The following is a 25,554-nucleotide window of genomic DNA, read 5'->3' on the forward strand; positions in this document are numbered from 1 at the left end:
GAGACGACCTCGGGCAAGCAGGGCTTTCTGCATCCGATCGGCATCGAGGGTGCGCTGGAACAGGCGAGGCTCTCGTTCATCGTCCGCGACTTCACCGAGGAAGGGCTGAAGGAGAAGGAGGTCCTGCTCGAGACCATCGTCAAGGACGTGATGAAGGACTATCCGCGCTCGACCTACACGTTCGAGGTGCGGGAGCAGTACCGCAACATGAAGCAGGTGATCGACCGTCACCCGCACGTGCTCGAATACGCTATCGAGGCGATCCGCCGCGCCGGCCTGCGCCCGATGCGCACCGCGATCCGCGGTGGCACCGACGGCTCGCGCCTGTCTTTCATGGGCCTGCCCTGCCCCAACATCTTTGCCGGCGAGCACGCGTTTCATTCGCGGCTCGAATGGGTCAGCCGGCAGGACATGGAAAAAGCCGTGCAGACCATCGTGCATCTCGCGATGATCTGGGAGGAGAAAGCCTGAAACTTCCTGCAGGCGTCCGTTATGGCCGGGCTTGCGCCCGGCCATTTGTTTTGGAACCTACGGCACCGGCATTGCGCGCGGGCTGCGGTGGAAGCGATTTGAGCTCGCCATCCAGTTCGGCAACGGCTCTCCGTCACGATGCCGTCCGCCAGCGACAGCCGCAGCCCAAGCCACCGCGGCGCCGATCAGGGTCGCGGCTGCGACCGAGAAGGCCACGATGATCGCGTTGCGCCGCGCGCGGTTGATGGCCGTCTTCGAGTCTGCGATCAGCACATCGACGCGCCGTTCGGCGTCAGGGGCCGCCAGTCCCGTTACTGCGGCAACCTGCTGCACGAGGTAGGTCCGGTCATCGGCGCTGACGCCGCTGTGGCTGGATGACGTCATGAGGACACGCCCCGCTTCGGCGCGGGCTTCCCTCAGATCCGTGTTTGGCGCGCGGCGGGGCGCGCGGAACAGCTTGTCGAGCTCATAGCTCAGCAGCGGCTCGGCTGCGGAGGTATTGCTCGCCGAGCTGCGCATCGGCGAACGGTCGATCGCAGCAGCGCCAAGAAGCGCCAGCAGAGCTGCGCCAGCCAGCACGGCCAATGCCCAGGCGGTCAGGCCATGCAGCCCGTCGCGCCGCTCGCCATCATCCTCGATCGTTGCAAGCGCAGGCGCCGGTCGCGTCGTCCGGCCAGCGATGTAGCCGCCGAAGCCGAAGCTGATGATCGCCTGGACGATCAGATAGAGCCCGGAGAGCAGCGCCAGCGCCGCCGAGGCATCGCGCCAAGTCGGCGAGGCCGAACTGACACCCAAGCCGACCGCGACACCGAAGCCGACCAGAATGAACGACATTGCGCCGGCGGCGAGAGCGCCTGCGAGCACCGAGCTCCACTGGATGGTCCGGCGGTCGTCGGCAGCCGTGGCACCGCGCTCCATCATGTTGTCGCGTACGAGGGTTTCCATTGCCGTTCTCTCAGCGCAGGCCGAAGAACGACAGGATCGCCATGACCACGACGATCAAGCCGATGAGATAAATCAGTCCGTCCATAGTCCCGTCCTCCTCAGTTTCTCCTGCTCGCTAAATCGCGAGATATGAGGAACGTTCCTAATTCGGCATCAATTGCGGAACGAACCGGCGAGACGGGCGTTGCCTGTTCGAGTCCCAAGGATGAAGATTGTGAGCACGAAGGCCTCAGCCGGTCAGCCCCGGGCTGGGGCCTTCCTTTTGCGCTTCCTGTCCTATGTTAGCGACGCCGGCTCTGCGATCATAAAGGATGCCACCGGGGCGGAACCTCCGGATCGGGGAGAGCCGCGTGGACCGCAGAACGGCGTGCCTTCATCAGGCAGATGCATTTCGGGAAAAGGCGATCGCCGATCCCGAGCAGCACGACAGATGGGTCAATGAAGCCATCAAATGGCTGGAGCGGCGATGGAAGCCGGCCGTTGCGCAATCGTCTCGGCCGAAGCCGGCGACACCGGCGATCTTCCAGAGGTGGCATGCGAAGCAGCAGCCGACGCTCAACTGGGCCTGATCACGCGCCAATGAGACGCGTGTTGGCGTTTGCGGCCAGCACTGCGGCAATTCTTCAAGGGACGTAACAATGTTGCAGGTCGACACTGTTCCCACCCCCATGCTAGGCCGGGCATAGACCGCAACCAGAGTGACGTCGTGCCCGCGAACCGCCAGCCCTCAGCAACTTGCCGCCGGCGCAACTGGCGCGGGCTGCTGTCTGTGCTGATCGCGGTTGCCTACCTGCTCGCGAGCGCGCTGCATGGCTCGCACGACATCGACGTCACCACGCCGGGCGGCGGCTCGGAGATCGCAGCGGTCCTTGATGGCCCCACGGGCCACAGCGACCACAAGGCCATCGGCGGACATCATTGCCATGGCTGCTTCTCGCTGACGGTGACACAGCCGCCGCCGGCGGCCGTTTCGGTCGCGCCTGCAGCCGCATCGAGCCCGCAGCCTGTACCCCGGCTCGCTGGAATTACCCCCGATACCGATTCCCCGCCTCCCAAACATATTGCCTGAACGGATTGGTCGGGCGTCCGCGCCCATTAGGTTCATCCTTCACAGGTCGGTTTTATGTTGCGCAGGAGAATGGCCGCGCGCCTGGCGTGCGCGGTGGCGTGTCTGATTGCTGGATCGGCGATTGCGCCGTCGCACGCCCAGACTTTGACGATGCGGAGCGCGCTGTCGCGCGCGCTGGCCGCGAGCCCACGGCTGACGGCGGCGGAGCGCGACGTCGGCATCGCCACGGGCCAGCGCATCCAGGCGGGCGCCCTGCTCAATCCGGAACTGTCCTACGAGCAGGACGATTCATTCGGCTCCGGCAAATATCGCGGGACCCGATCGGCCGAGACCACGCTCCAGATCAGCCAGGCCTTTGAGCTGTTCGGCAAGCGCGACGCGCGGATCGCGGCCGGCGCGGCCGGGATCGAGGTCGCCGCGATCCAGCGCAAGGCGGTCAGGCTGGAGGTGCTGTCGGAGACCGCGATCGCCTTCCTCAGCGTGCTCGGCGCGCAGCGACGCATCCAGATCCTCGACGAGCAGATTGCGGCGATCGACCGCTTGACGCCGCTCCTGCGCCGCCGCGTCGAGGCCGGCGCCTCCTCGCCGGCCGAGACTGGCCGCGCCGAAGTGGCCTCCGCCCTGGTGAAGGCCGACCGCGAACGCTTCAAGGCAACGCTGGCCAGCGCCCGGCGCGAGCTTGCCGTGCTGATGGGCGACGCATCCGCGAAATTCGGCGAGGTCTCCGGCCGTCTCGACACCATGGGCAAGCCGCCGACGTTCCAGTCGGTGGTCGCCGCCATCGATGCCAATCCGCAGTTGGTGCGCTGGACCGCCGTCTTCGCCCAGCGCAATGCCGAGCTGCTGCTGGCCCGGCTCAAGCCCTATCCGGACGTGCGGATCGCCGCCGGCTGGCGCCACTTCAACGAGACCAATGACGATGCGGTGCGGCTCTCCCTCTCGGTGCCGATCCCCGTGTTCGACCAGAACCAGGGCAATATCCTCTCGGCGCAGGAAAGCCTCGCCAAGACCAAGGCCGAGCGCGAGGCCAACCGCAACACCTTGATCGTGATTGCCGGCCGCGCCTACGACTCGTTGCAGGGCTCGCTGCGCGAGCTCGCCGTGCTGCGTGAGACCGCCATTCCCAAGGCCGTCGAGGCGTCCGAGGCGATTTCGCAAGGCTACGGCCAGGGCCGCTTCACCCTGCTCGAGGTACTCGACGCCGAGGCGAGCGTCACCCAGGCGCGGCTGCGCGAGCAGGAGGCGCTTCAGAATTTCCACGCAGGCGTTGCGACCATCGAAGGTCTCGTCGGCAATCCCTTCACGCTGGCGCGGGAGAGCGCACGATGAAGACGTCCTCCACCATTCTCGTCGCCATCGTTGCCGCCGCGCTCGGCGCTTACGGCTATTCCCTGCTCGCGCCGGCCACGCCCGCGCATACCGAGCACACTGAGCATTCCGAAAAGAAGCCGAACGACCATGTCGAGCAAGATGAGCACGGTGCCGACCGCATCCGCATCTCCGACGTCAAGCTGGCGGCCGCGGGCGTCACGCTCGCCGAGGCCGCGAGCGCGACCCTGACCGACACGCTCGCCTTCAATGGCATTCTGCGTGCCAACCAGGAAGCCGTGGTGCAGGTGACGCCGCGCTTTCCGGGCCTCGCCAAATCGATCCAGAAGCGCATCGGCGACAAGGTCGGCAAGGACGATCTGCTCGCCGCGATCGAGAGCAACCAGAGCCTCACCGTCTACGAGCTGAAAGCTCCCATTGCCGGAACCATCATCGAGCGACAAATCTCGCTCGGCGAATATGCCTCCGAACAGAAGCCGGCCTTCGTCGTCGCCGACCTCTCGACCATCTGGGTCGACCTGTCGATCTATCGGCAGGATCTCCGGCGCGTCCACCTCAACGACGAGGTGCTGATCGATCCCGACGATGGCCGCGGCGAGATCAAGGGCACGATCTCCTACATGGCGCCGATCGGCTCCAGCGAGACCCAGACAGCGCTTGCACGCGTGGTGCTGCAAAATCCGGATGGCCGCCTGCGGCCCGGCCTGTTCGTCACGGCGAGGCTGATCCTCGCCGCGCGCAACGTCGCGGTCGCCGTACGCCGCAGCGCGATCCAGACGCTGGAGAACCGGACCATCGTGTTCGTCCGCGAGGACGGCGACAAAATCGAGGCACGCCCGGTTGAAACGGGGGATTCCGATCCGCGCCATGTCGAGATCAAGGCCGGCCTGTCGGCCGGCGAGCACTACGTCGCCGAGAACAGCTTCGTCGTGAAGGCGGAGATGGGCAAGGGCGAGGCCGAACATGATTGAGCGCCTCATCGCCGTCTCGCTGCATCAGCGCTGGCTGGTCCTCCTGTTTGCGCTCGGCGCCATTGCTTTCGGGGCCTGGAATTTCCAGCGCCTTCCGATCGACGCGGTGCCTGACATCACCAACATCCAGGTCCAGATCAACACCCGCGCGCCCGGCTATTCGCCGCTCGAGACCGAGCAGCGCATCACCTTCCCCGTCGAGACCGCGATGGGCGGCCTGCCCAAGCTCGACTATACCCGCTCGCTGTCGCGCTACGGCCTCAGCCAGGTGACGGTCGTCTTCAAGGATGGCACCGACATCTTTTTCGCCCGCCAACTCGTCGGCGAACGCATCCAGCAGGTGAAAGACCAGCTTCCGGCTGGCGTCGAGGTCGCGATGGGCCCGGTCTCGACCGGGCTCGGCGAGATCTTCATGTACACCGTGGAAGCCAAGACGGGCGCGAAGACGCAAGGCGGTCACGACTATTCGTTGACCGATTTGCGCACCGTGCAGGACTGGATCATCAAGCCGCAGCTTCGCAACGTGCCAGGGGTGATCGAGGTCAACACCATCGGCGGCTTCGAGCGGCAATTCCACGTGCTGCCGGACCCGGGCAAACTGATGGCCTACCGGCTCGGCTTTCGCGACGTCATGACGGCGCTCGCCGCCAACAACGCCAATGTCGGCGCCGGCTATATCGAGCGCAACGGCGAGCAATATCTGGTTCGCTCCCCCGGCCAGGTCGGCAATATCAGCGAGATCCAGGACATCGTCATCGGCTCGCGCGGCGGCAATCCCGTCCGGATCAGGGACGTCGCGACCGTCACGGAAGGCCGCGATCTGCGCACGGGCGCCGCGACGCGCGATGGCGAGGAGACCGTGCTCGGCACCGCCATGCTGCTGATCGGCGAGAACAGCCGCACGGTGGCCCGCCGCGTCGCGGCCCGGCTCGAGGACATCGCCAAATCGCTGCCCGATGGCGTCGTGACGCGAACCGTCTACGACCGCACCGATCTGGTCGAAGCCACCATCCGTACCGTCAGGAACAACCTCCTCGAAGGCGCCGCCCTGGTGGTGGCGGTGCTGTTCCTGATCCTCGGCAACATCCGCGCCGCCCTCGTGGTGGCCTGCGTCATTCCGCTGTCCATGTCGATGACGATCACCGGCATGGTCGAGACGAAAGTCAGCGCGAACCTGATGAGCCTCGGCGCGATCGACTTTGGCATCATCGTCGACGGTGCCGTGATCATCGTCGAGAATTGCCTGCGCATGCTGGCCGCGGCCCAGCGCGAGAAAGGCGGCCTGCTCACGACCTCTGAGCGGCTCCGTGCGATCCTGCGCGGGTCCAGCGAGGTGATCAAGCCGAGCCTGTTCGGAACGCTGATCATCGCCGTGGTCTATCTGCCCGTGCTGACGCTGACGGGCGTCGAGGGCAAGATGTTCACGCCGATGGCGCTGACAGTGCTGATGGCGCTGGGCGCCGCGGTGCTGTTCTCCATCACCTTCGTGCCGGCGGCCGTCGCCATCTTCGTCACCGGCAAGGTGTCCGAGCACGAAAACCTGTTCATGCGCATGGCCAAGCGCGCCTACCTCCCCCTGCTCCGCTTTGCCATCGACAACCGGCTCGCGGTCGCCGTCATGGCCGCATTCATCGTGGTCGCAAGCGGCATCGCCGCTTCGCGGATGGGCGGCGAGTTCATTCCGAGCCTGGACGAAGGCGACGTCGCGCTGGCCTCGATCCGGATTCCCGGCACCAGTCTGACGCAATCGCTGGACCTGCAGAAGGCGCTGGAAAAGCGCATCACGCAGATTCCGGAGGTGAAGGAGTTCTTCACCCGCATCGGGACCGCCGAGATCGCGACCGATCCGATGTCGCCGGCGCAGACGGATGGCTACATCATGCTGAAGCCGCGCGCCGAATGGCCCGACCCGGGCAAATCGAAATCGGAGGTGATCGAAGCGATCGACAAGGCCGCAGACGACATTCCCGGCAGCGCCTATGAGATCTCCCAGCCGATCCAGTTCCGCGTCAACGAGCTGATCTCGGGGGTGCGCAGCGACGTCGGCGTCAAGATCTTCGGCGATGACCTCGACATCCTGCAAGGCGCCGCCAAGCAGGTCGAGGCCGCGATCCGCGGCGTCCGCGGCGCCAGCGACGTCAAGATCGAGCAGGTCGCAGGGCTTCCGATCCTCACCGTCCGCCTCGATCGCCAGGCGCTCGCCCGCTACGGCCTCAGCGTCGGTGAGGTGCAGGGCATCGTCGAGATCGCCGTCGGCGGCAAATCGGCCGGCAAGCTGTTCGAGGGCGACCGCCGCTTCGATATCGTGGTTCGCCTGCCGGAGCATCTACGCGGCAATCTCGAGGCGATCCGGGCGATCCCGATCCCTCTGCCGCCCGGCGAGGACGCAGCAACCGGCACGGCCGTTCGCACCGCGCTGTCCGCCTCCCCGCTCACCCAGATGCGCTATGTGCCGCTGTCGTCGGTCGCAACCGTGGATGCCACGCCCGGCCCGAACCAGATCAGCCGCGAGAACGGCAAGCGGCGCATCGTCGTCACGGCCAATGTCCGCGCGCGCGACCTCGGCTCCTTCGTGGCCGAAGCCGAGACGGCGGTCGCGGAGAAGGTCAAGCTGCCACCCGGCTACTGGATCGGCTGGGGCGGCCAGTTCGAGCAGTTGGTCTCCGCGACAAAACGGCTGATGATCGTGGTGCCGGTGGCGCTGCTGCTGGTGTTCCTGCTGCTGTTCATGGGCATGGGGTCGGCGGCGGACGCAGCGCTGGTGTTTTCCGGCGTGCCGCTGGCGCTGACCGGCGGCGTCGCCGCGCTCTTGCTGCGCGGTATTCCGCTTTCCATCAGCGCCGGCGTCGGCTTCATCGCGCTGTCGGGCGTCGCTGTCCTCAACGGCCTCGTCATCATCGCCTTCATCGAGCGCCTGCGCAGCGAGGGGCGGCCCATCGCGGACGCCGTGCGCGAGGGGGCGCTGACGCGGCTGCGCCCGGTGCTGATGACCGCGCTGGTCGCCTCGCTCGGCTTCGTGCCGATGGCGCTCGCGACCGGTGCCGGCGCCGAGGTGCAGCGGCCGCTGGCGACCGTGGTGATCGGCGGCATCATCTCCTCGACCGTGCTGACATTGCTGGTGCTGCCCGCGCTCTACGTGCTGTTCCGCCGTGACGTCGCAAACGAAACGCCTACAATGGCAGCTGATTTGGCGACGTCCGGGGAGCGCTAGAATTGGGCAGCCACGACCATCACGGTCATCATCACCATGATCACGCCGACCATGGTCCTGGTCATGGTCACGACCACGGTCACGGCCATGTCCATGCGCCCGCCAATTTCGGCAAGGCGTTCGCGATCGGCATTTTGCTCAACACCGCCCTCGTCGTGGCCGAGGCGGTCTACGGCTATCTCGGCAATTCCACCGCCCTGCTCGCGGACGCCGGTCATAATTTGTCCGACGTGCTCGGACTGGTCGTGGCCTGGGGCGCCTCGATCGCGGCACGGCGCGCGCCGAGCGGCCGCTTCACCTACGGTTTTCGCGCCTCCACCATTCTGGCGGCACTGGCCAATGCGGTGTTCCTGCTGGTCGCAACCGGCGCAATCGGCTGGGAGGCGATCCTGCGCCTGCGCGAGCCGGAGCCGGTCGCGGGCGTCACGGTGATGGTGGTCGCCGGCATCGGCATCCTCATCAACGGCTTCACGGCCATGCTGTTTGCGAGCGGCCGCAAGGACGATATCAACGTCGAAGGCGCCTATCTGCACATGGCCGCCGACGCAGCGGTCTCGCTTGGCGTCGTGGTCTCGGCGGCGCTGATCATCTGGACCGGCTGGCTCTGGCTCGACCCCCTCACCAGCCTCGTCATCTGCGCCACCATCCTGTGGAGCACGACCAGCCTGTTGCGCGGCTCCATCGACATGTCGATGGCGGCAGCGCCCAAGGGCACCGACCTCGCCGCGATCAGGTCGTTCTTGCTCGCGCGTCCCGGCGTGTCCGCGATCCACGATCTCCATGTCTGGCCGATCTCGACCACCGAGACGGCGCTGACCTGCCACCTCGTCATGCCCACTGGGGCCGGCGATGCCTTCCTGATGGAGACGGCGCAGCTCCTGAAGACGGCCCATCACATCGGCCACACCACGCTTCAGGTCGAGACCCATCCGGACAATGGCTGCGCGCTGGCGCCGGATGATGTGGTGTGACCGCGTCTATGCCTCGCCGCGCTCGGCCCGCTCGGACTTGGCCCCGGCCCTGAGCCAATCGAACAGCACACTCCCCAGGATCGCGCTCGAGCCGGCGAGGAAGGGAATGACGTAGTACGCGTAGCGATTGAGCCCATAAACGAGGAAGGTCGGAAATGCGGCGCTGGCCAACGCCAGCAGGATCATCAAGCTACCGCCGGCAACAAGGCGGCCGGTCGGCCACCGCACCAAACCCGCATGGCTCGCAGGGACGCCAATCAGAAGCACGAGAGCGAGGCCGAGTGTCGCCGCGGACAGCCACCAGATCGGACCCGGGAAATCGTCGTATTCGGGCGAAACCTCCACCCCGCAGCACAGCGCGACCAGCTCCGAGTTGGGCGCGTAGCCACGCGCAAAAAGGCGGTTCAGGGTGAGCTGAAGCCGATCCGCGGAGAGCAGCCGCGACAGTGGCCACCAGGGTTTGTAGTAGTCGTGAACCAACTGTCCGGACTTCAACCCGGTCGGGCTGCCAAAGAACGGGAACCTGTCGCGGTCCATGAAGAACTCATAGCCCTGCGGATTGGGCGTCCGCCGCGCAACCGAATTTGCGTCGAACAGCAGGAAGTACATCTCCCGGAAAAAGTGCTTCGTGAGGTGTCGATAGAGCGTCGATGGCGTCGTCAGCGTTTCGATGAAGATGTCACGCACGACCCGCTCGAGATCCACTTCGCTGTCGCCGGGCTTCGCCAGCCGGTGTATCGCGCCGAACGGCCACTGATAGACACCGGTGTCGGGCCATCCCTGAGGAGTGTCCGCAGCCCGCATCTGCTCGACGTATCCCCGCGCCTGCGCCTTCCGGTCGAGATGAACGCCGTGCTCGAAATCGCCGGAATAGCCGACCACGAAGGCCATCGCGGCCACGATCTCGTTGCCGGCGGGGCGTTTGCCGATCGCCAAGTTGATCGCCGCCGGCGTCAGGTAGACGGCCGAGGCGAAAAAGCCTGCCAGTGCAAGCACGCCAAGCCGGCGCAGGAGCCCTGCGTCCAGCACCACCACCAGCCATAACAGAATGACCGCGGCCTGACCTATTGCGGCCGACCGGCATGTCATCACGGCGCCGAGCGTCAAGCCCACGGCCGCTGCGGCCGGCAACGCCGGCCATTTCCTGAAGGCGGCGCCCGCGGCGATGAAAGCCGCAAGACTGACCAGGAAGTTGGAGATCGTCTCCGCACCGATCGTGTTGTCGTAGTGGACGATGCGGCCGTGCAACGCCGCCAGACAAAAGGCCACGAGCGCGAAGAAACGCGCCGGCAAAACGCACGATCCCTGCAACGAAAAGCGCAGTGCCGACGCTCATCAGGTGCTGCGCGATGACGAAGACGAGGATGTGCGGGCCGAACAGTTTTGACAGCAGCACAAGGAAGGCGGCCACACCGTACGGCCGCTTCATCATATCCTCGAGATATTGTCCTCTCAGGATGGATTCGGCCTGTATGATATAGGCCGCGCTGTCCTCATGGATGAAGTGATCCGGCCAGTTCATCAGGAAAGCAAGATGAACCATCAAGGCCAGGCCGATTGCGCAAACCCAGACCCAGAACCACGCAATAGAGACTGCCCACCGGGGCAAGGCGGACCAAAGACCAGTGCGCTGGCTCAGTGCTGGATTCATCTTCAATGCTCGCAACCGGGAGTTGGGGGCGACTACGTCGCCTTCGCGGTCACGATCCAGATCGCGCCCTGCAGCGCGACGCTCTGCTCCTTCTGGAACGGCGCGAGCATCTCGCGGATCGAGGCTTTTGCGGCCGCATACGTCTCCGGCGGGTGTCCCTGCAGCGCGCGGCTGGCGGGACCGATCTGCAGGGCACCGTCAACCGCGGCATCGAGGCCGCCACCGATCGCGACATCCATCTCCAGATTATGCGGCTCCATCGCCATGTCGACGAAACCCGCTCCCTTCAGGATGCGCATCACACGCTCCTCCGAGGCGAACGCGAACGGGCCCGGCTCCTCCGGCCCGACCGGCGGCATCTTCGGCACGTGCTTGTAGACCGCCATCAGCGGCGCCATCATCCACGGGTTTTCCTTTGGCTCGCGCCAGCAGGCGAAGGCGAGCCGCCCGGTCGGCTTCAACGCGCGCCGCAAGTTGCTGAAGGACGCAATGGGATCGGCAAAGAACATCACGCCGAAGCGCGAGGCCAAAAGATCGAAGCTCGCCGGCTCGAACGGATGCACCGTTGCATCCGCCAGCACGAAATCGAGCGGCAGGCCTTTTGGCGCGAACGCGCGCGCCTGGGACAGCATCGGCTCTGACACATCGAGGCCGAGCGCAAACCCATCGGGCGCCACCGCCTTGGCGAACGCGAACGTCGTCGCACCGGAGCCGCAGCCGACATCGAGGACGCGCTCCCCGGGCCTCGGCTTGGCGCGGTCGATCAGCGCCGCGGCAATCGGTCCGAGCAGGCTCTCCTGCGCCGCATGGCGATCGGCCCAGCGCTGGCCGCTCGGGCCGTTCCAATAGGCGATCTGGTCGGCGTTTTGCTCGTGTCCGCTCGGCTGCTGCATGGTGTTCCCGGTCATTCCCATTCGCGATGCCCATCCCGTCGGTTTTGCAACCGCACAGGGGCGATACCACGTCGGGATGGCGGGCGCACCCCTTCAAGGAGTCAAGGCGGGTCGCGCGCCGGGCCCGGAATTACGAGATTGCGATGGTCGAACGGCCTCGGCTCATGCGACGCGCTTCGCGCAGGCACGCCCGGCAGACATGTCGGTAGATGAGATCCAGCAGAGCACACATTGGCCAACCCTCCGTTGTGACTTGCGGGCGGACATTGGCCTATTGCCCGTACGGGCGCCTGTGATGTTCGTCACATTAGGTGTCTTTGCCTCCAGGGCATACTCCGACTACTCTGATCACATTGCGATTTGGGGCTGCAATGGGCACGATTCGGATTCTATTTTTTCTGACGATATTCTGCCTGGGCTGCGGATCGGCGCACGCTGAAAAGCGCGTGGCTCTCGTCATCGGCAATTCCGCCTACAAGAGCGTGCCCCGGCTGACCAATCCGGTGAACGACGCCTCGCTGGTCGGAGGCATGTTCAGGAAGGCCGGCTTCGACACCGTGGACGTCAAGCTCGACCTGAGCGTCGTCGACATGCGCAAGGCCCTGCGCGAGTTCGGCAGCAAGGCGCGCGAGGCCGACGTCGCCGTCATCTATTATGCCGGCCACGGGATCGAGCTGGACGGCAACAATTATCTCGTTCCGACCGACGCCGCGCTGGAAACCGATACCGATGTCTTCGACGAGGCTTTCCCGCTCGATCGGCTGCTGTTCGCCATCGAGCCGGCCAAGCAGCTTCGCCTCGTCATTCTCGATGCCTGCCGCGACAATCCGTTCGCCAAGACGATGAAACGGACGGTGGCCGCGCGCGCCATCGGCCGCGGCCTCGCCAAGGTCGAGCCGACCAGCCCGAACACGATGATCGCCTTCGCCGCCAAGGCCGGCTCGACGGCCTCGGACGGCGACTCCAAGAACAGCCCGTTTGCCGCAGCCCTGGTCGAACGGCTGCCGACACCCGGCCTTGACCTTCGCAAGGCGTTCGGCTTCGTCCGTGACGACGTCCTCAAGAACACCGGTTACAAGCAGGAGCCCTATGTCTACGGCTCGCTCGGCGGCGACGACGTCCCGCTGATTGCGGCGAAACCTGTCGTCGCCGGACCCCAGGCAAATCCCGATAGCGAGATCCGGCGCGACTACGAATTGGCGCTTCAGCTTGGGACACGCGACGGATGGACCGCCTTCCTCAACCGCTTTCCGAGCGGCTTCTATACCGATCTCGCCAAAGGCCAGTTGAACAAGATCGCCGCCGAGGAAACCCGTGCGACCACGGCAGACAAGGCCCGGCAGGCGGAAGAGGAGAAGGCCCGCCTCGCCGCCGAGCGCGCCAACAAGGCCGAGCAGGAGAAGGCGGCAGCCGCGGCCAAGGCGGCCGAGGACAAGCGTCTCGCCGCCGAGAAGGCCAAGCAGATCGAGGAAGCCAGGGCGGCCGCAGCCGAGCAGCGGCGGAAGGACGCCGAGGCGGCAGCAGCAAAGGCCCTGGCCGACAAGCAGGCCGCCGAGAAACAGGCCTCAGGCAATGCGGAGCAGAAGATCGCGGCCGTTGCGCCCTCTTCGACTCCGCCGGAGATGTCGCCGCAGGAAATGACCAAGCTTGTCCAATCGGAGCTGCGCCGCGTCGGCTGTCTGACCGCCGCAGCGGATGGGGAATGGAATGCCTCTTCACAGCGATCGCTCACGCTGTTCAACAAATACGCCGGCACCAGATTCGACGCCAAGCTCGCGAGCTTCGATGCGCTCGACGCGATCAAGGCCAAGCCGGGGCGCGTCTGCCCGCTGATCTGCGACCACGGCTTCAAGGCCGACGGCGACACATGCACCAAGATCGCCTGCCGCGCCGGCTACCGCGTCAATGACGACAACGAATGCGAGAAGGTGCAGGAGAAGAAGCCGGTCGCCACGCGCGATGAACCCAAGAAGCGGGATGAGCAGCGCAGGCAGGTCGAAACCGCACCGGCGAAGCCGCAAGCATCAGGTCAAATCCTCTGCAACGACGCCGGCTGCCGGGCAGTGAAGCCCGGGTGTCGAATCGAGCGTTTGAGGGTCGGAGGCCAGTACGGGTCTGCAGCGCATCAGGTTGAAGTGTGCAACTGATCGGCTGGTGGTGGGCGGTCACGGATTCGAACCGCGGACCCTCCCGGTTTCAACGAGATGCTCTAACCCGCTGAGCCAACCCCATCGCCACCTATTAACCCCACGCGGGCTGGCCCGGACGCCTGTGACTTTGGTCACATAGGGGGCTTTGCCTTGATGGCATGCTCTGGACTATTCTGGTCACATTGCGATTTGGGGCTGCAATGGGCGTGTTTCGGTTTTTTCTATTTTTATTGACGGTCTTGTGCCTGGGCTGCGGCCCGGCGCACGCGGAAAAGCGCGTCGCCCTGGTGATGGGCAATTCCGCCTACAAGAGCGCGCCGAGGCTCGCCAATCCGGTGAACGACGCCTCCGCGGTCGGCGGCATGTTGAAGAAGGCCGGATTCGACCTCGTCGACATCAAGCTCGATCTCAATGCCGCCGAGATGCGGCGTGCGCTGCGCGACTTCGGTGGCAAAGCACGTGAGGCCGACGTCGCCGTCGTCTATTATGCCGGCCACGGCATCGAGCTCGACGGCACCAACTATCTGATCCCCACCGACGCAACGCTCGAGACCGACAGCGACGTCCTCGACGAGACGCTGCCGCTGGACCGCGCTTTGTTCGCGGTCGAACCGGCCAAGCAGCTCCGCCTCGTCATCCTCGATGCCTGCCGCGACAATCCCTTTGCCAAGACCATGAAGCGCACGATCGCCGCGCGCGCCATCGGCCGCGGCCTCGCCAAGGTCGAGCCGACCAGCCCGAACACCATGGTCGCCTTCGCGGCGAAGGCGGGCTCGACCGCTTCGGACGGCGACGCCAAAAACAGCCCGTTTGCCGCAGCGCTGGTCGAACGCCTGCCGACGCCGGGGCTCGACCTGCGCAAGGCCTTCGGCTTCGTGCGCGACGATGTCCTCAAGAACACCGGCTACAAGCAGGAGCCCTATGTCTATGGCTCGCTGGGCGGCGACGACGTGCCGCTGGTTGCGACGAAACCGGTCGTCGCCGGCCCCCAGGCCAACCCCGACAGTGAGATCCGGCGCGACTACGAACTGGCGCTTCAGCTCGGTACGCGTGACGGCTGGACAGCCTTCCTCAACCGCTTTCCGAGTAGCTTCTATACCGATCTTGCCAAAGGCCAGTTGAACAAGATCGCTGCCGAAGAAACCCGCGCGACCACGGCGGACAAGGCTCGGCAGGCGGAAGAGGAGAAGGCCCGGCTCGCAGCCGAGCGCGCCACCAAGGCCGAGCAGGAGAAGGCGGCGGCCGCGGCCAAGGCGGCCGAGGAGAAGCGTCTTGCGGCCGAGAAGGCCAAGCAGGTCGAGGAAGCCAAGGCCGCCGCAGCGGAGCAGCGCCGGAAGGACGCCGAGGCGGCAGCGGCGAAGGCCCTCGCCGAGAAGCTGGCCGCGGAGAAGGCGCTCGCCGAGAAGCTGGCGAACGACAAGGCCACCGCCGAGACGGCCGCCAAGCTGGCCGCGGAGAAACAAGCCTCTGCCAGCGCGGAGCAGAAGGTCGCAGCGATAGCGCCCTCTTCGACCCCGCCGACAATGTCGCCGCAGGAAACGACGAAGCTGGTTCAGTCGGAGCTCCGCCGTGTCGGCTGTCTGACAGCTTCCGCAGACGGCGATTGGAATGCCTCATCACAGCGTTCGCTGGCGCTGTTCAACAAATATGCTGGCACCAAATTCGACGCCAAGCTTGCAAGCTTCGATGCGCTGGACGCGATCAAGGCGAAGCCCGGCCGCGTCTGTCCGCTGATCTGCGACCGCGGCTTCAGGGCAGACGGCGACACCTGCACCAAGATCGCCTGCCGCGCCGGCTACCGCGTCAATGACGACAATGAATGCGAGAAGGTGCAGGACAAGAAGCCGGTCGCGACGCGCGAGGACGCCAAGAAGCGGGATACTGAGCGCAAGCAAACGGAAGCCAAACCATCCAAGCCTCAGGCAAGCGGGCAGCTTATATGCGGCAACGCAGGCTGTCGTCCGGTCAAATCGGGATGCCGGGTCGAGAGTGGGAGCTCGTCGGGTGCGGGATCGGTCGGATACAGGGAAGTGTGTCCCTAACTCTTCGGCAGCTTCAGGAGTTTAGCCGGGTCGAATTTTTCGGCCCCAGAGTTGGCTGTTCTTCACTTTCGGTCACGGAATCGAACCGCGGACCCTCTCGGTGTAAACGAGATGCTCTAACCAGCTGAGCTAACCCCTTGCCGTAGACATCACCAGACCCGGCGCAGCCGGTCTCATCCGTGCGCATTACGGCCGCATTGGTTTCACCGAACGGCCACATCGGAATCAGATGCCAACCAGATTTCGTCGATAGGTTTCGCCGTTCCTCAAACTGGAAAAGGCATGACCATGCGCAGCTTCACGGCATCCGTCATCGTTGCAGCTCTCTGTCTCGGAACACCGGCTCTGGTGCAGGCACAGGGCGCATCGTCGCAACCCGGCGCGGAACAGCCGTCCACGCAGTCCAGCACCGAGATCCGGAGCATACAGGTTGTGGACGTCAAGGAATTGCAGCCGGCCGTGCGCGCGAAGGTCGATGAACTCGTGGCGCACACAAGCGACAAGGACATCCAGTCGCTCCGGCAGTCCATCGACGCCACACCGCAAGCAGCCTCCGTGCTCAAGGCCAAGGGCTTGAGCTCGTCACAAGTCGTCGCGATCAACATCGCCGATGGTGTCCTGACGATGTTCACCAAGACAGCCTGACAATCAGGCGCTGTTCCGGGCCGAGGCGTTGCGCAGCGGCGGCGAGCACGATCGCCGCCTTCTCGGGCGCGCTCGGCCCTTGCTCCGACACCCGCCGAGGCGCTAAAGAGGCGCCGTGGGGCGGTTAGCTCAGCTGGTTAGAGCATCTCGTTTACACCGAGAGGGTCCGCGGTTCGAATCCGTGACCGCCCACCAGCCTTCGCTCGCTTCGCGAGCTTCGGCTGGGCAAGCCGGCAACTCGGCAGGCCAGCATTCGTGCTCGTGGCGCGAAGTGAGCGAAGGCTGCCGCGCCGAAGCCCAACGGGCGAAGGCGGGCTTTGAGCCGCGAGCTTCGGCTCGGCAAGCCAACCTCAATCCTGCGGCCTCCCCGGCAGCAGCGGCACCGCGTCGATCCATACCGCCGCCGACTGGCACCAGATCTGCCTGACGGGGCGCAATTTGTCGCGCTGGCGGATAGAGCCCCAGCGGATGCCCCAATCGTCGGCCTCATCGCCCTCGCCGCTGGTGAACAGCGGGGAACCGCAATCGGCGCAGAAGTGCTGGAAGCGCATCCGGCCGTTGTCGCCGCGCTTGCCGTAGACCTTGGGCGTGCCGCCGGTCAGGCGGACATCAACGCCGGAGCAGACGGCCGTCACCCGGAACGGCGAGCCGGTCAGCGTCTGGCAATCGGTGCAGTGACAGACCGAGACCTCCTCCGGATCGACCTCGGCCTCGAAGGTGATTGTCCCGCAATGGCATTGCCCGTCGACGTGCATCGCCCTCCTCCCCTTGCCCCCAAAACAAAAACGGCGCCCGAAGGCGCCGTTCTATCATCTTTTCGCCGAACCTCAGTGAGCGGTCAGGCCGCCGGCGGCTTCATCGCCGTCCGGCTTCACCGTCACCTTGGTGTCCTCTTCCCAGACGATCGGCACAGGCTTCTTCACCAGCGCCTTGGCGACGACGTCGTCGAGGCGCGAGACCGGGATGATCTCCATGCCGCCCTTGATCGCATCGGAAATCTCCGTGAGATCCTTGGCGTTGTCCTCGGGGATCAGCACCGTCTTGATGCCGCCGCGGGCCGCAGCCAGCAGCTTCTCCTTCAGGCCGCCGATCGGCAGCACGCGGCCGCGCAGCGTGATCTCGCCGGTCATCGCGACATCGTGGCGGACCGGGATGCCGGTCATGACCGAGATGATCGCGGTGGCCATGGCGACGCCCGCGGACGGGCCGTCCTTCGGCGTCGCGCCCTCAGGCACGTGCACGTGGATGTCGCGGCGGTCGAACATCGGCGGCTCGATGCCGTAGTTGATCGCCCGCGAGCGGACGTAGGACGCCGCCGCCGAGATCGACTCCTTCATCACGTCACGCAGATTGCCCGTGACCGTCATCTTGCCCTTGCCGGGCATCATGACGCCTTCGATGGTGAGCAGCTCACCGCCGACATCAGTCCAGGCAAGACCGGTGACGATGCCGACCTGCGGCTCGCTCTCGATCTCGCCGAAGCGGTACTTCGGCACGCCGAGCAGCTCTTCCAGAGTCTTCTCGGTGACCTTGACCGACTTCTTCTTGGAGATCATCAGCTCCTTCACCGCCTTGCGGGCGAGTGTGGAGAGCTCACGCTCCAGATTACGCACGCCCGCTTCGCGGGTGTAGCGGCGGATCAAAAGCAGCAGCGCGTCGTCGTCGATCGAAAACTCCTTGGAGTCCAGGCCATGCTTGGACACCGCGTTCGGGATCAGATGCTTGCGCGCGATCTCGACCTTCTCGTTCTCGGTGTAGCCCGCGATCCGGATGATCTCCATGCGGTCCATCAGCGGCCCGGGAATATTGAGCGTATTCGCGGTCGTGATGAACATCACGTTGGACAGATCGTAGTCGACCTCGAGATAGTGGTCGTTGAAGGTGCCGTTCTGCTCGGGGTCGAGGACCTCGAGCAGAGCCGAGGACGGATCGCCGCGGAAATCGGCGCCCATCTTGTCGATCTCGTCCAGCAGGAACAGCGGATTGGACGACTTCGCCTTGCGCATCGACTGGATGATCTTGCCGGGCATCGAGCCGATATAGGTGCGGCGGTGACCGCGGATCTCGGCCTCGTCGCGCACGCCGCCGAGCGAGACGCGCACGAATTCGCGCCCCGTCGCCTTCGCGATCGACTTGCCGAGCGAGGTCTTGCCGACGCCGGGAGGCCCGACCAGGCACAGGATCGGGCCCGTGAGCTTGTTGGCGCGCGACTGCACGGCGAGATACTCGACGATGCGCTCCTTGACCTTCTCCAGCCCGTAGTGATCGGAGTCCAGGATGGCCTGCGCCGATTCCAGGTCCTTCTTCACCTTGGACTTCTTGTTCCACGGGATCGACAGCAGCCAATCCAGATAGTTGCGCACGACGGTCGCTTCCGCGGACATCGGCGACATCTGGCGCAGCTTCTTCAATTCATGCTGCGCCTTCTCGCGCGCTTCCTTGGAGAGCTTGGTCTTGGCGATCTTCTCTTCGAGATCGGCGAGCTCGTCGCGACCGTCGTCGTCGCCGAGTTCCTTCTGGATCGCCTTCATCTGCTCGTTGAGATAGTACTCGCGCTGGGTCTTCTCCATTTGTCGTTTGACACGAGAACGAATCCGCTTCTCGACCTGCAGCACCGAGATCTCGCTCTCCATCAGGCCCAGCACCTTCTCAAGGCGCGTGGTGACGGACAGCGTCTCCAGGATACCCTGGCGATCCGCGATCTTGACGGCGAGATGCGAGGCAACGGTGTCGGCGAGCTTGGCGAAATCGGTGATCGCCTGCACGACGCCGACGACCTCGGCCGAGATCTTCTTGTTGAGCTTCACATAGCTCTCGAAGTCGGACACGACCGAGCGCGACAGCGCTTCCGCCTCGACCGACTTCGCATCGGTGTCGGCCAGCGCAATGGCGGTCGCTTCGTAATAGTCGGCGCGATCGGTGTATTTCTGCACGCGCGCACGCTCGAGCCCTTCGACCAGCACCTTCACGGTGCCGTCGGGAAGCTTCAAGAGCTGCAGCACGCTGGCAAGCGTACCGGTCTCGTAAATGGAGTCGGGCGCCGGATCATCGTCGGACGCGTTCTTCTGCGTCGCGAGCATGATCAGCGCGTCGTTCTTCATCACCTCTTCGAGCGCGCGGATCGACTTCTCGCGACCGACGAAGAGCGGAACGATCATGTGCGGGAAGACGACGATGTCGCGCAGCGGCAGCACGGGATAGGCGTGCGTTTCGCCATGAACGATGGTTGGCCTGGGTTTTGGATTAGTCATGGCCTTTTCCTTTTGCTTTGCCCCCTTGCACGCAGCCCGCCATGCTCATGCGCAACCGCCACAAGGTGCCGAGGTGATCCGCAAAACCGATCGGTCCGTTTTTCGCGTTGGACCGGCTCGCCGGATCGGAACTGAGGCGAATCCGGAAGAGAATTTTCGCTCGCCGCCGACATTAGGTGGCTATCGACCCGGGGGGTGTCAAGTCATTGAAAAACGCGCGCCATCAGGCGCTTACGCAACGCGGTAAGCGACGCAACATCGGCTGCGGAGATACACTTCCGCAGCCCACTTTGAAGATACAATTGGAGCGTTCCAGCGCCGAAAGATCAGGCGCTGGCATTCTCGACGGCGCGATCGGACCGATCGGCGTAGATGTAGAGCGGACGCGCCGTTCCTTCCACGACTTCGCGCGAAATCACGACCTCTTCCACACCTTCCAGGCCCGGCAGATCGAACATGGTCTCGAGCAGGATCGCCTCGAGGATCGAACGCAATCCGCGCGCACCGGTCTTGCGCTCGATCGCCTTGCGGGCAACCGCGCCAAGCGCCTCGTCGGCGAAGGTCAGCTCGATGTTCTCCATCTCGAACAGCCGCTGGTACTGTTTCACCAGCGCGTTCTTCGGCTCGGTGAGGATCTTCTTCAGCGAGGTCTCATCGAGGTCCTCGAGCGTCGCCACGACCGGCAGACGGCCGACGAACTCGGGGATGAGGCCGTACTTCAGGAGGTCCTCAGGCTCGACGTGACGGAAGATCTCGCCGGTCCGGCGGTCTTCCGGCGCCATCACCTGGGCTGCGAAGCCGATCGAGGTCGACCGTCCGCGCGCCGAGATGATCTTCTCGAGGCCGGCGAAGGCACCCCCGCAGATGAACAGGATGTTGGTGGTATCCACCTGCAGGAACTCCTGCTGCGGATGCTTGCGGCCGCCCTGCGGCGGGACCGAAGCCACCGTGCCTTCCATGATCTTGAGCAGCGCCTGCTGCACGCCCTCACCCGACACGTCGCGCGTGATCGAGGGATTGTCGGACTTGCGGCTGATCTTGTCGATTTCGTCGATGTAGACGATGCCGCGCTGGGCGCGCTCGACGTTGTAGTCGGCGGCCTGGAGCAGCTTCAGGATGATGTTCTCGACGTCCTCACCGACATAGCCGGCCTCGGTCAGCGTCGTCGCATCGGCCATGGTGAACGGCACGTCCAGGATGCGGGCGAGCGTCTGCGCGAGCAGCGTCTTGCCCGAGCCGGTCGGACCGATCAGCAGGATGTTCGACTTCGCGAGCTCGACGTCGTTGTGCTTGGTCTGGTGGTTGAGGCGCTTGTAGTGATTGTGCACCGCGACCGACAGGACCTTCTTCGCATGGCTCTGGCCGATCACGTAGTCGTCCAGGACCTTGCAGATTTCCTTCGGCGTCGGAATGCCGTCGCGCGACTTGACCAGCGAGGATTTGTTTTCCTCGCGGATGATGTCCATGCAGAGCTCGACGCACTCGTCGCAGATGAAGACCGTGGGACCCGCGATCAGTTTGCGGACTTCGTGCTGGCTCTTGCCGCAGAACGAGCAATATAGCGTGTTCTTGGAGTCGCTCGTGCCGACCTTACTCATTCATGTCTCCGTCCGCGGTTCGATCCCGTTCCGCTCGATCGCTCCATTCCGACACGATGGTCGGCATGAAGCTTAAGTAGAGCAAATTCCGTACCAAAAAAGACCCTACGCGTTACATCCCGTGCGAATCACGGTCACTCGATTCTCCGCGATCATAGCCGATCATTCGTAGCCAACCATGCTGTCACCCGACTATCAAGAATTCGCTAATCGGGGGTCGCCGGCTACCCGTGACAATACCGTGATTTCCGGTCTTGGCACGGGCGAAGTGATCGAAATCACCCCGGCGTTGCTGGATTGCCACGAAAAACAAGCACGAAAGCGGAACCTTCTGCTTGCCGCAGGGCGCAAAATACCGTTTTGCGACGCGCACACGCGTCCTAAACGTGAACGCCGCCCTGATGGTGCCCGGCGATGCCCGAGGGTCGAGTAAGGGATCGCCGCAGCCCCAGTAGTGCTACGGGGTCTTCGCCGCCGCCGGTTCCTCGGCACGCTTGTCGATGACCCTGTCGACCAGGCCGAACTCCTTGGCGTCGTTCGCGGTCAGGAACTTGTCGCGTTCCAGCGCGTCCTCGATCGCCTTGTAGGTCTGGCCGGTGTGCTTCACGTAGATCTCGTTGAGCCGCTTCTTCAGGTTCAGGATTTCCTGCGCGTGCAGCATGATGTCGGTGGCCTGGCCCTGGAAGCCGCCGGAGGGTTGATGCACCATGATGCGCGCGTTCGGCAGCGAGAAGCGCATGTCCTTCTCGCCGGCGGCGAGCAGCAGCGAGCCCATCGAGGCCGCCTGCCCCGTGCACAGCGTCGAGACCGGCGGGCGGATGAACTGCATGGTGTCGTAGATCGCAAGGCCCGACGTCACCACGCCGCCCGGCGAGTTGATGTACATCGAGATTTCCTTCTTCGGATTTTCCGCCTCGAGGAACAACAACTGTGCGACGACCAGCGTCGACATGCCGTCCTCGACCGGACCGGTCAGGAAGATGATGCGCTCCTTCAAGAGGCGCGAGAAGATGTCGTAGGCGCGCTCGCCACGGTTGGTCTGCTCGACCACCATGGGCACGAGGTTCATGTAGGTTTCAACCGGATCGCGCATGAGTCACCTAGGGTTTTTAAGAGGCGGACATCGCCAGTCTTGACTGCCAGTTTGGGCTGGATCTGCTGAAGGCCGATGGACGTCCCGTGATGCAGGAACTTGGTAGAGGTAGAAGGCGTACCGACAGATATAGCCCAATTCGCACCTGACAAGTGCGGAGCGCATTAAGGCTTAATCCGCGGGGCAGTTGAAGCTGATTCGTACGAAGAGGCCCAGCCGGCCATCTGGCTAGCTGGGCCTCTTTGCCGATCATCCTTAATGGATGGCTGCCTCAGAGCCCCATTCCGATGGTATCGAAACGGGCCTCAGGCTGCGGTCTTTTCCGCCTCGTCGTCCTTGTAGAGGTCCTCGCGCGAGACCTTCTTCTCGGTCACGTTGGCGAGCTCGAGGATGAAGTCGACGACCTTGTCCTCATAGATCGGTGCACGGAGCTGGGCCAACGCCTGGGCGTTGCTGCGGTAATAGTCCCAGACTTCCTTCTCGCGGCCGGGCATCGAGCGGGCGCGCTCGATCACGGCGCGGCCGACCTCGTCGTCGGTCACGGTGATCTTGTTCTTCTCGCCGATCTCGGAGAGCACGAGACCGAGCCGCACGCGGCGGTCGGCGATCTTGCGGTACTCTTCCTTGGCGGCGTCCTCAGTGGTGTCCTCGTCGGCAAAGGTCTTGCCTGCGGAGTCCATCTCGGCCTTGACCGAGTTCCACATGAGATTGAACTCCTCGTCGACCAGCGAGGGCGGCGCCTCGAAGCGATGGGCTTCGTCGAGGCGGTCGAGCAGCGCGCGCTTGACGCGCTGGCGCGTCGCGCCGGCGAACTCGACGTTCAGACGCTCGCGCGCGGCTTCCTTGAGCTTGTCCAGCGATTCGAGGCCAAGCGTCTTGGCGAACTCGTCGTCGATCGCGATGTCCTGCGGCGCCTCGATCGAGGTCGCGGTGGTCTCGAACTCGGCGGGCTGGCCGGCGAGCTTGTCGTTCATGTAGTTCTTCGGGAACGACACCTTCAGCGTGCGGGTCTCGCCCGCGCCGATGCCGGTCAGCTGCTCCTCGAAGCCGGGAATGAAGGTGTTGGAGCCGATCACGACCTGGATGCCTTCGCCGGTGCCGCCCTCGAAGACTTCGCCGTTGATGGAGCCCTTGAAGTTGATGGTGACGCGGTCACCCGACTCGGCCTTGGCGCCCTCGGCCTTCGCGGCATAGCCGCGGTTGGTATCAGCGATGCGCTTGATCGCCTCGTCGACGTCGGCGTCGGTGACGTCGGCCACGGGCTTCTCGACCTGGAAGGTCTTGAAGTCGGCGAGCGCGATCGCCGGCACCACCTCGATCGCGACCGTGTAGGTCAGATCGGTCTTGCCGCTCAGCAGCTCCTCGACCTCGGCCTGCTCGCTCGGCATGGTGATCTTCGGCTCGGTCGCAAGGCGGAAGCCGCGCTCGGAGAACAGCTGCGTATTGGTGTCGCGGATGGTCTGGTCGATGGTCTCGGCCATCACCGAGCGGCCGTAGACCTTCTTCAGGTGAGTGACCGGCACCTTGCCGGGGCGGAAGCCGTTGATGCGGACCTTGTCCTTGAGGTCGACGAGCTTGGCGCCGGCCTTGGCGTCGAGATCAGACGCGGGAACGCTGATCTTGAACTCGTGCTTCAAACCTTCCGAGAGGGTTTCTGTGACCTGCATGGCGTCCAATCTTCTTCCCGTTCGGTCCCGGCGCGCATGCGTCGGGACGCTGTCATTAATCGATCCGGCGCGAGGCAAACGCCTCAACGCCGGTGCTTCATCGAACCGGCTCCCGGCGGACAAACATCCGCGCGAAAGCAGGTCTCGTAATCCGTGCAAACGCGATAAGCGCTTGGTGCGGGCGGAGGGACTCGAACCCCCACAACTTTCGTCACTGGAACCTAAATCCAGCGCGTCTACCAGTTCCGCCACGCCCGCGTAAATTTGCATCAAGACCGGCCGCGATGCCGCGGGCGGCCGGGCTTATAACATGTGCCTGACTGTTCGCAGCAAAAAAATGGCCCGATGGAGGCAGGCTTTACGTAGGCACGACGGCTGGACTTATCCAGCGTAGCGTGGTCCGGATCGGCCCATGAAAACGCGGTTCTTCGACCCGACCCGACGTGAGCTTTTGGCCGGCCTTGCCGCCGGGCTTGGCACCGGGCTTGGCGCCTCGGCGGCCGGGTTGGTCGCCAGCAGTGCCGCCCCGGCCCTGACCGCCCAGCTTTCCCTTCAGGCAAGGCCGCAAACCCTGGCTCTGAGGCCGGGTCAGCCAGCTACACCAATCTGGGAGCTGGCCGCCGTAAGCCACCTCGGGAGCGTCCGTCTCAAGCGCGGCGACCGCTGCGAGGTGGTGTTTCGCAACGACCTGCCTGTCCCACTTGCCCCAGCCTGGTACGGCCTCAATGGCCCGGCCACGGCCGACCCGCTGCGCGGGCGCGCGCCCGCTCCCCCGGGCGCGACCGAAACCTCAATTATTTCAGTACCAAGCGCGGGAACCCTGCTGGCGGACTTCCGCCTCTTCGAGGACGTCCTGACGCGGCCTGCGCGCCCGCTTCCGGTCATCGCGCAGGAGGCAAACGCTGGCGCGGTCGATCGCGACGAGGTCCTGCTGATCGAGGACTGGCGGTTGCGGTCGGACGGCACCGCACTCCCCCCGGGACGGGCCCCAAAGGACGCGACGCCGCTCTATACGCTTAACGGACAGACTTCATTTGAACTCTCAGCTGCAGCTGGCGAGCGTTTGCGGCTGCGCTTTATCAACGGCTCCCAACGCACTGTTCTGGCGATCAAATTGGAAAACCACGACGTCCGGGTAATGGCCCTGGACGGACAACCAGCCGAACCGTTCCCGGCGCGCAACGGTGCTCTGGTCCTGGCCCCGGGCGGGCGTGCCGATGCCATTGTGGATGCGGCCAGCTCGGCCCCGATTCTGCTCCATGACAGCAAGGAGGCGCACCGGATCGGCTCGCTTGCGGTCTCCGGCAGACTGGAGCGCCGCGCGCCGCTGTTGCCGCCGCAGCCGCTCCCTTCCAACGACCTGCCCGACAAGCTGGATCTCCGAGGCGCCCTGCGGTTCGATGTCGCGCTCGGCGCAGCCGACGCTGGATGGGCACGGTGTGCCGACTTCTCCAGATCCTCCGCCCCGGCCCTCCGCGCCAAGGCGGGCCGCACCGTCGTGCTGGCCCTCAAGAACACAGGCCCGGTGACGACCGTCTTCCACCTCCATGGCCACCACTTCCGCCTGCTCGACAAGCTCGACGACGGCTGGAAGCCG

19 protein-coding genes and 3 tRNA genes are annotated in these 25,554 nt (G+C 64.8%); 12 read left to right on the plus strand and 10 right to left on the minus strand.

The window, feature by feature from the left end; genetic code table 11:
• Positions 1–471 (plus strand): M20/M25/M40 family metallo-hydrolase (locus tag IC66_RS0119705; RefSeq protein WP_038948744.1); only part of this gene is annotated, 471 nt, incomplete at its 5' end.
• 57 nt (positions 472–528) lie between these two features.
• Here IC66_RS0119705 and IC66_RS0119710 read toward each other — a convergent pair.
• Positions 529–1,416 (minus strand): hypothetical protein, encoded by an 888-nt coding sequence (locus IC66_RS0119710; protein ID WP_038948746.1) that lies wholly within the window; start codon positions 1,414–1,416, stop codon positions 529–531.
• 350 nt (positions 1,417–1,766) lie between these two features.
• Between IC66_RS0119710 and IC66_RS0119715 the strand changes: the two genes are divergently transcribed.
• The 6 genes from IC66_RS0119715 to IC66_RS0119740 all read left to right on the plus strand — a co-directional run bounded on the left by IC66_RS0119715 (position 1,767) and on the right by IC66_RS0119740 (position 8,967).
• Positions 1,767–1,985, plus strand: a complete 219-nt coding sequence (locus tag IC66_RS0119715) for a hypothetical protein (protein WP_244429127.1) — start codon at positions 1,767–1,769, stop codon at positions 1,983–1,985.
• 137 nt (positions 1,986–2,122) lie between these two features.
• A complete protein-coding gene (locus IC66_RS0119720) occupies positions 2,123–2,485 on the plus strand; it encodes a hypothetical protein (RefSeq protein WP_038948747.1) in 363 nt (120 codons plus the stop codon).
• Between the two features lie 54 nt (positions 2,486–2,539).
• A complete protein-coding gene (gene ihpA / locus IC66_RS0119725; RefSeq protein ID WP_028141445.1) occupies positions 2,540–3,814 on the plus strand; it encodes a divalent metal ion exporter subunit IhpA in 1,275 nt (424 codons plus the stop codon).
• Positions 3,811–4,785, plus strand: a complete 975-nt coding sequence (gene ihpB / locus IC66_RS0119730) for a divalent metal ion exporter adaptor subunit IhpB (RefSeq protein ID WP_028141444.1) — start codon at positions 3,811–3,813, stop codon at positions 4,783–4,785. The genes ihpA and ihpB overlap by 4 nt, the downstream gene beginning before the upstream one ends.
• Complete coding sequence (locus tag IC66_RS0119735; RefSeq protein ID WP_038948748.1) at positions 4,778–7,996, plus strand: efflux RND transporter permease subunit; 3,219 nt, start codon at positions 4,778–4,780, stop codon at positions 7,994–7,996. The genes ihpB and IC66_RS0119735 overlap by 8 nt, the downstream gene beginning before the upstream one ends.
• Before the next feature lie 2 nt (positions 7,997–7,998).
• Entirely contained in the window at positions 7,999–8,967 is a 969-nt protein-coding gene (locus IC66_RS0119740) for a cation diffusion facilitator family transporter (protein WP_038948749.1), read from the plus strand.
• Positions 8,968–8,973: 6 nt separating this feature from the next.
• On the opposite strand, the gene IC66_RS0119745 is transcribed toward IC66_RS0119740, so the two are convergent.
• Complete coding sequence (locus tag IC66_RS0119745) at positions 8,974–10,260, minus strand: hypothetical protein (RefSeq protein ID WP_038948750.1); 1,287 nt, start codon at positions 10,258–10,260, stop codon at positions 8,974–8,976.
• Positions 10,261–10,650: 390 nt separating this feature from the next.
• Positions 10,651–11,511, minus strand: coding sequence for a class I SAM-dependent methyltransferase (locus IC66_RS0119750; protein ID WP_028141440.1), 861 nt, complete (start codon positions 11,509–11,511; stop codon positions 10,651–10,653).
• 371 nt (positions 11,512–11,882) lie between these two features.
• On the opposite strand from IC66_RS0119750, the gene IC66_RS0119755 reads away from it, so the two are divergent.
• Entirely contained in the window at positions 11,883–13,658 is a 1,776-nt protein-coding gene (locus IC66_RS0119755) for a caspase family protein (protein WP_038948751.1), read from the plus strand.
• 8 nt (positions 13,659–13,666) lie between these two features.
• Here the strand turns inward: IC66_RS0119755 and IC66_RS0119760 are convergent.
• Positions 13,667–13,740 (minus strand) — tRNA-Phe (locus IC66_RS0119760).
• A gap of 121 nt (positions 13,741–13,861) precedes the next feature.
• Between IC66_RS0119760 and IC66_RS0119765 the strand changes: the two genes are divergently transcribed.
• From IC66_RS0119765 to IC66_RS0119780, 3 genes are all read left to right on the plus strand, one after another.
• Complete coding sequence (locus tag IC66_RS0119765) at positions 13,862–15,703, plus strand: caspase family protein (RefSeq protein WP_049806572.1); 1,842 nt, start codon at positions 13,862–13,864, stop codon at positions 15,701–15,703.
• Positions 15,704–15,985: 282 nt separating this feature from the next.
• Positions 15,986–16,348, plus strand: a complete 363-nt coding sequence (locus tag IC66_RS0119775; RefSeq protein WP_018320121.1) for a hypothetical protein — start codon at positions 15,986–15,988, stop codon at positions 16,346–16,348.
• 118 nt (positions 16,349–16,466) lie between these two features.
• Positions 16,467–16,543, plus strand: a tRNA-Val gene (locus tag IC66_RS0119780).
• 155 nt (positions 16,544–16,698) lie between these two features.
• On the opposite strand, the gene IC66_RS0119785 is transcribed toward IC66_RS0119780, so the two are convergent.
• The 6 genes from IC66_RS0119785 to IC66_RS0119810 all read right to left on the minus strand — a co-directional run bounded on the left by IC66_RS0119785 (position 16,699) and on the right by IC66_RS0119810 (position 24,215).
• Positions 16,699–17,103 carry a GFA family protein gene (locus IC66_RS0119785; RefSeq protein ID WP_038948754.1) on the minus strand — a complete coding sequence of 135 codons (405 nt, stop codon included), beginning with the start codon at positions 17,101–17,103 and terminating at the stop codon, positions 16,699–16,701.
• Between the two features lie 72 nt (positions 17,104–17,175).
• Positions 17,176–19,599, minus strand: a complete 2,424-nt coding sequence (gene lon, locus IC66_RS0119790; RefSeq protein WP_028141439.1) for an endopeptidase La — start codon at positions 19,597–19,599, stop codon at positions 17,176–17,178.
• 326 nt (positions 19,600–19,925) lie between these two features.
• Positions 19,926–21,197 carry an ATP-dependent Clp protease ATP-binding subunit ClpX gene (gene clpX / locus IC66_RS0119795; protein WP_018320118.1) on the minus strand — a complete coding sequence of 424 codons (1,272 nt, stop codon included), beginning with the start codon at positions 21,195–21,197 and terminating at the stop codon, positions 19,926–19,928.
• Positions 21,198–21,654: 457 nt separating this feature from the next.
• Positions 21,655–22,290 (minus strand): ATP-dependent Clp protease proteolytic subunit, encoded by a 636-nt coding sequence (locus tag IC66_RS0119800; protein ID WP_028141438.1) that lies wholly within the window; start codon positions 22,288–22,290, stop codon positions 21,655–21,657.
• A gap of 305 nt (positions 22,291–22,595) precedes the next feature.
• Positions 22,596–23,957 carry a trigger factor gene (gene tig, locus IC66_RS0119805; RefSeq protein ID WP_028141437.1) on the minus strand — a complete coding sequence of 454 codons (1,362 nt, stop codon included), beginning with the start codon at positions 23,955–23,957 and terminating at the stop codon, positions 22,596–22,598.
• A gap of 173 nt (positions 23,958–24,130) precedes the next feature.
• A tRNA-Leu gene (locus tag IC66_RS0119810) sits at positions 24,131–24,215 on the minus strand.
• Between the two features lie 154 nt (positions 24,216–24,369).
• On the opposite strand from IC66_RS0119810, the gene IC66_RS0119815 reads away from it, so the two are divergent.
• The coding region (locus IC66_RS0119815; protein ID WP_038948755.1) for a multicopper oxidase domain-containing protein at positions 24,370–25,554 on the plus strand (1,185 nt) is incomplete at its 3' end.

The sequence above is a fragment of the Bradyrhizobium genomosp. III genome (assembly GCF_000261705.1).
Lineage (GTDB): Bacteria > Pseudomonadota > Alphaproteobacteria > Rhizobiales > Xanthobacteraceae > Bradyrhizobium > Bradyrhizobium ottawaense.

Coding starts and splice junctions, on each gene's coding strand:
- IC66_RS0119735 (WP_038948748.1), top strand. CDS start 4,778: ATGATTGAGCGCCTCATCGCCGTCTCGCTGCATCAGCGCTGGCTGGTC.
- ihpA (WP_028141445.1), top strand. CDS start 2,540: ATGTTGCGCAGGAGAATGGCCGCGCGCCTGGCGTGCGCGGTGGCGTGT.
- IC66_RS0119800 (WP_028141438.1), bottom strand. CDS start 22,290: ATGCGCGATCCGGTTGAAACCTACATGAACCTCGTGCCCATGGTGGTC.
- clpX (WP_018320118.1), bottom strand. CDS start 21,197: ATGAGTAAGGTCGGCACGAGCGACTCCAAGAACACGCTATATTGCTCG.
- IC66_RS0119710 (WP_038948746.1), bottom strand. CDS start 1,416: ATGGAAACCCTCGTACGCGACAACATGATGGAGCGCGGTGCCACGGCT.
- tig (WP_028141437.1), bottom strand. CDS start 23,957: ATGCAGGTCACAGAAACCCTCTCGGAAGGTTTGAAGCACGAGTTCAAG.
- IC66_RS0119785 (WP_038948754.1), bottom strand. CDS start 17,103: ATGCACGTCGACGGGCAATGCCATTGCGGGACAATCACCTTCGAGGCC.
- IC66_RS0119765 (WP_049806572.1), top strand. CDS start 13,862: ATGGGCGTGTTTCGGTTTTTTCTATTTTTATTGACGGTCTTGTGCCTG.
- ihpB (WP_028141444.1), top strand. CDS start 3,811: ATGAAGACGTCCTCCACCATTCTCGTCGCCATCGTTGCCGCCGCGCTC.
- IC66_RS0119750 (WP_028141440.1), bottom strand. CDS start 11,511: ATGCAGCAGCCGAGCGGACACGAGCAAAACGCCGACCAGATCGCCTAT.
- IC66_RS0119775 (WP_018320121.1), top strand. CDS start 15,986: ATGACCATGCGCAGCTTCACGGCATCCGTCATCGTTGCAGCTCTCTGT.
- IC66_RS0119755 (WP_038948751.1), top strand. CDS start 11,883: ATGGGCACGATTCGGATTCTATTTTTTCTGACGATATTCTGCCTGGGC.
- lon (WP_028141439.1), bottom strand. CDS start 19,599: ATGACTAATCCAAAACCCAGGCCAACCATCGTTCATGGCGAAACGCAC.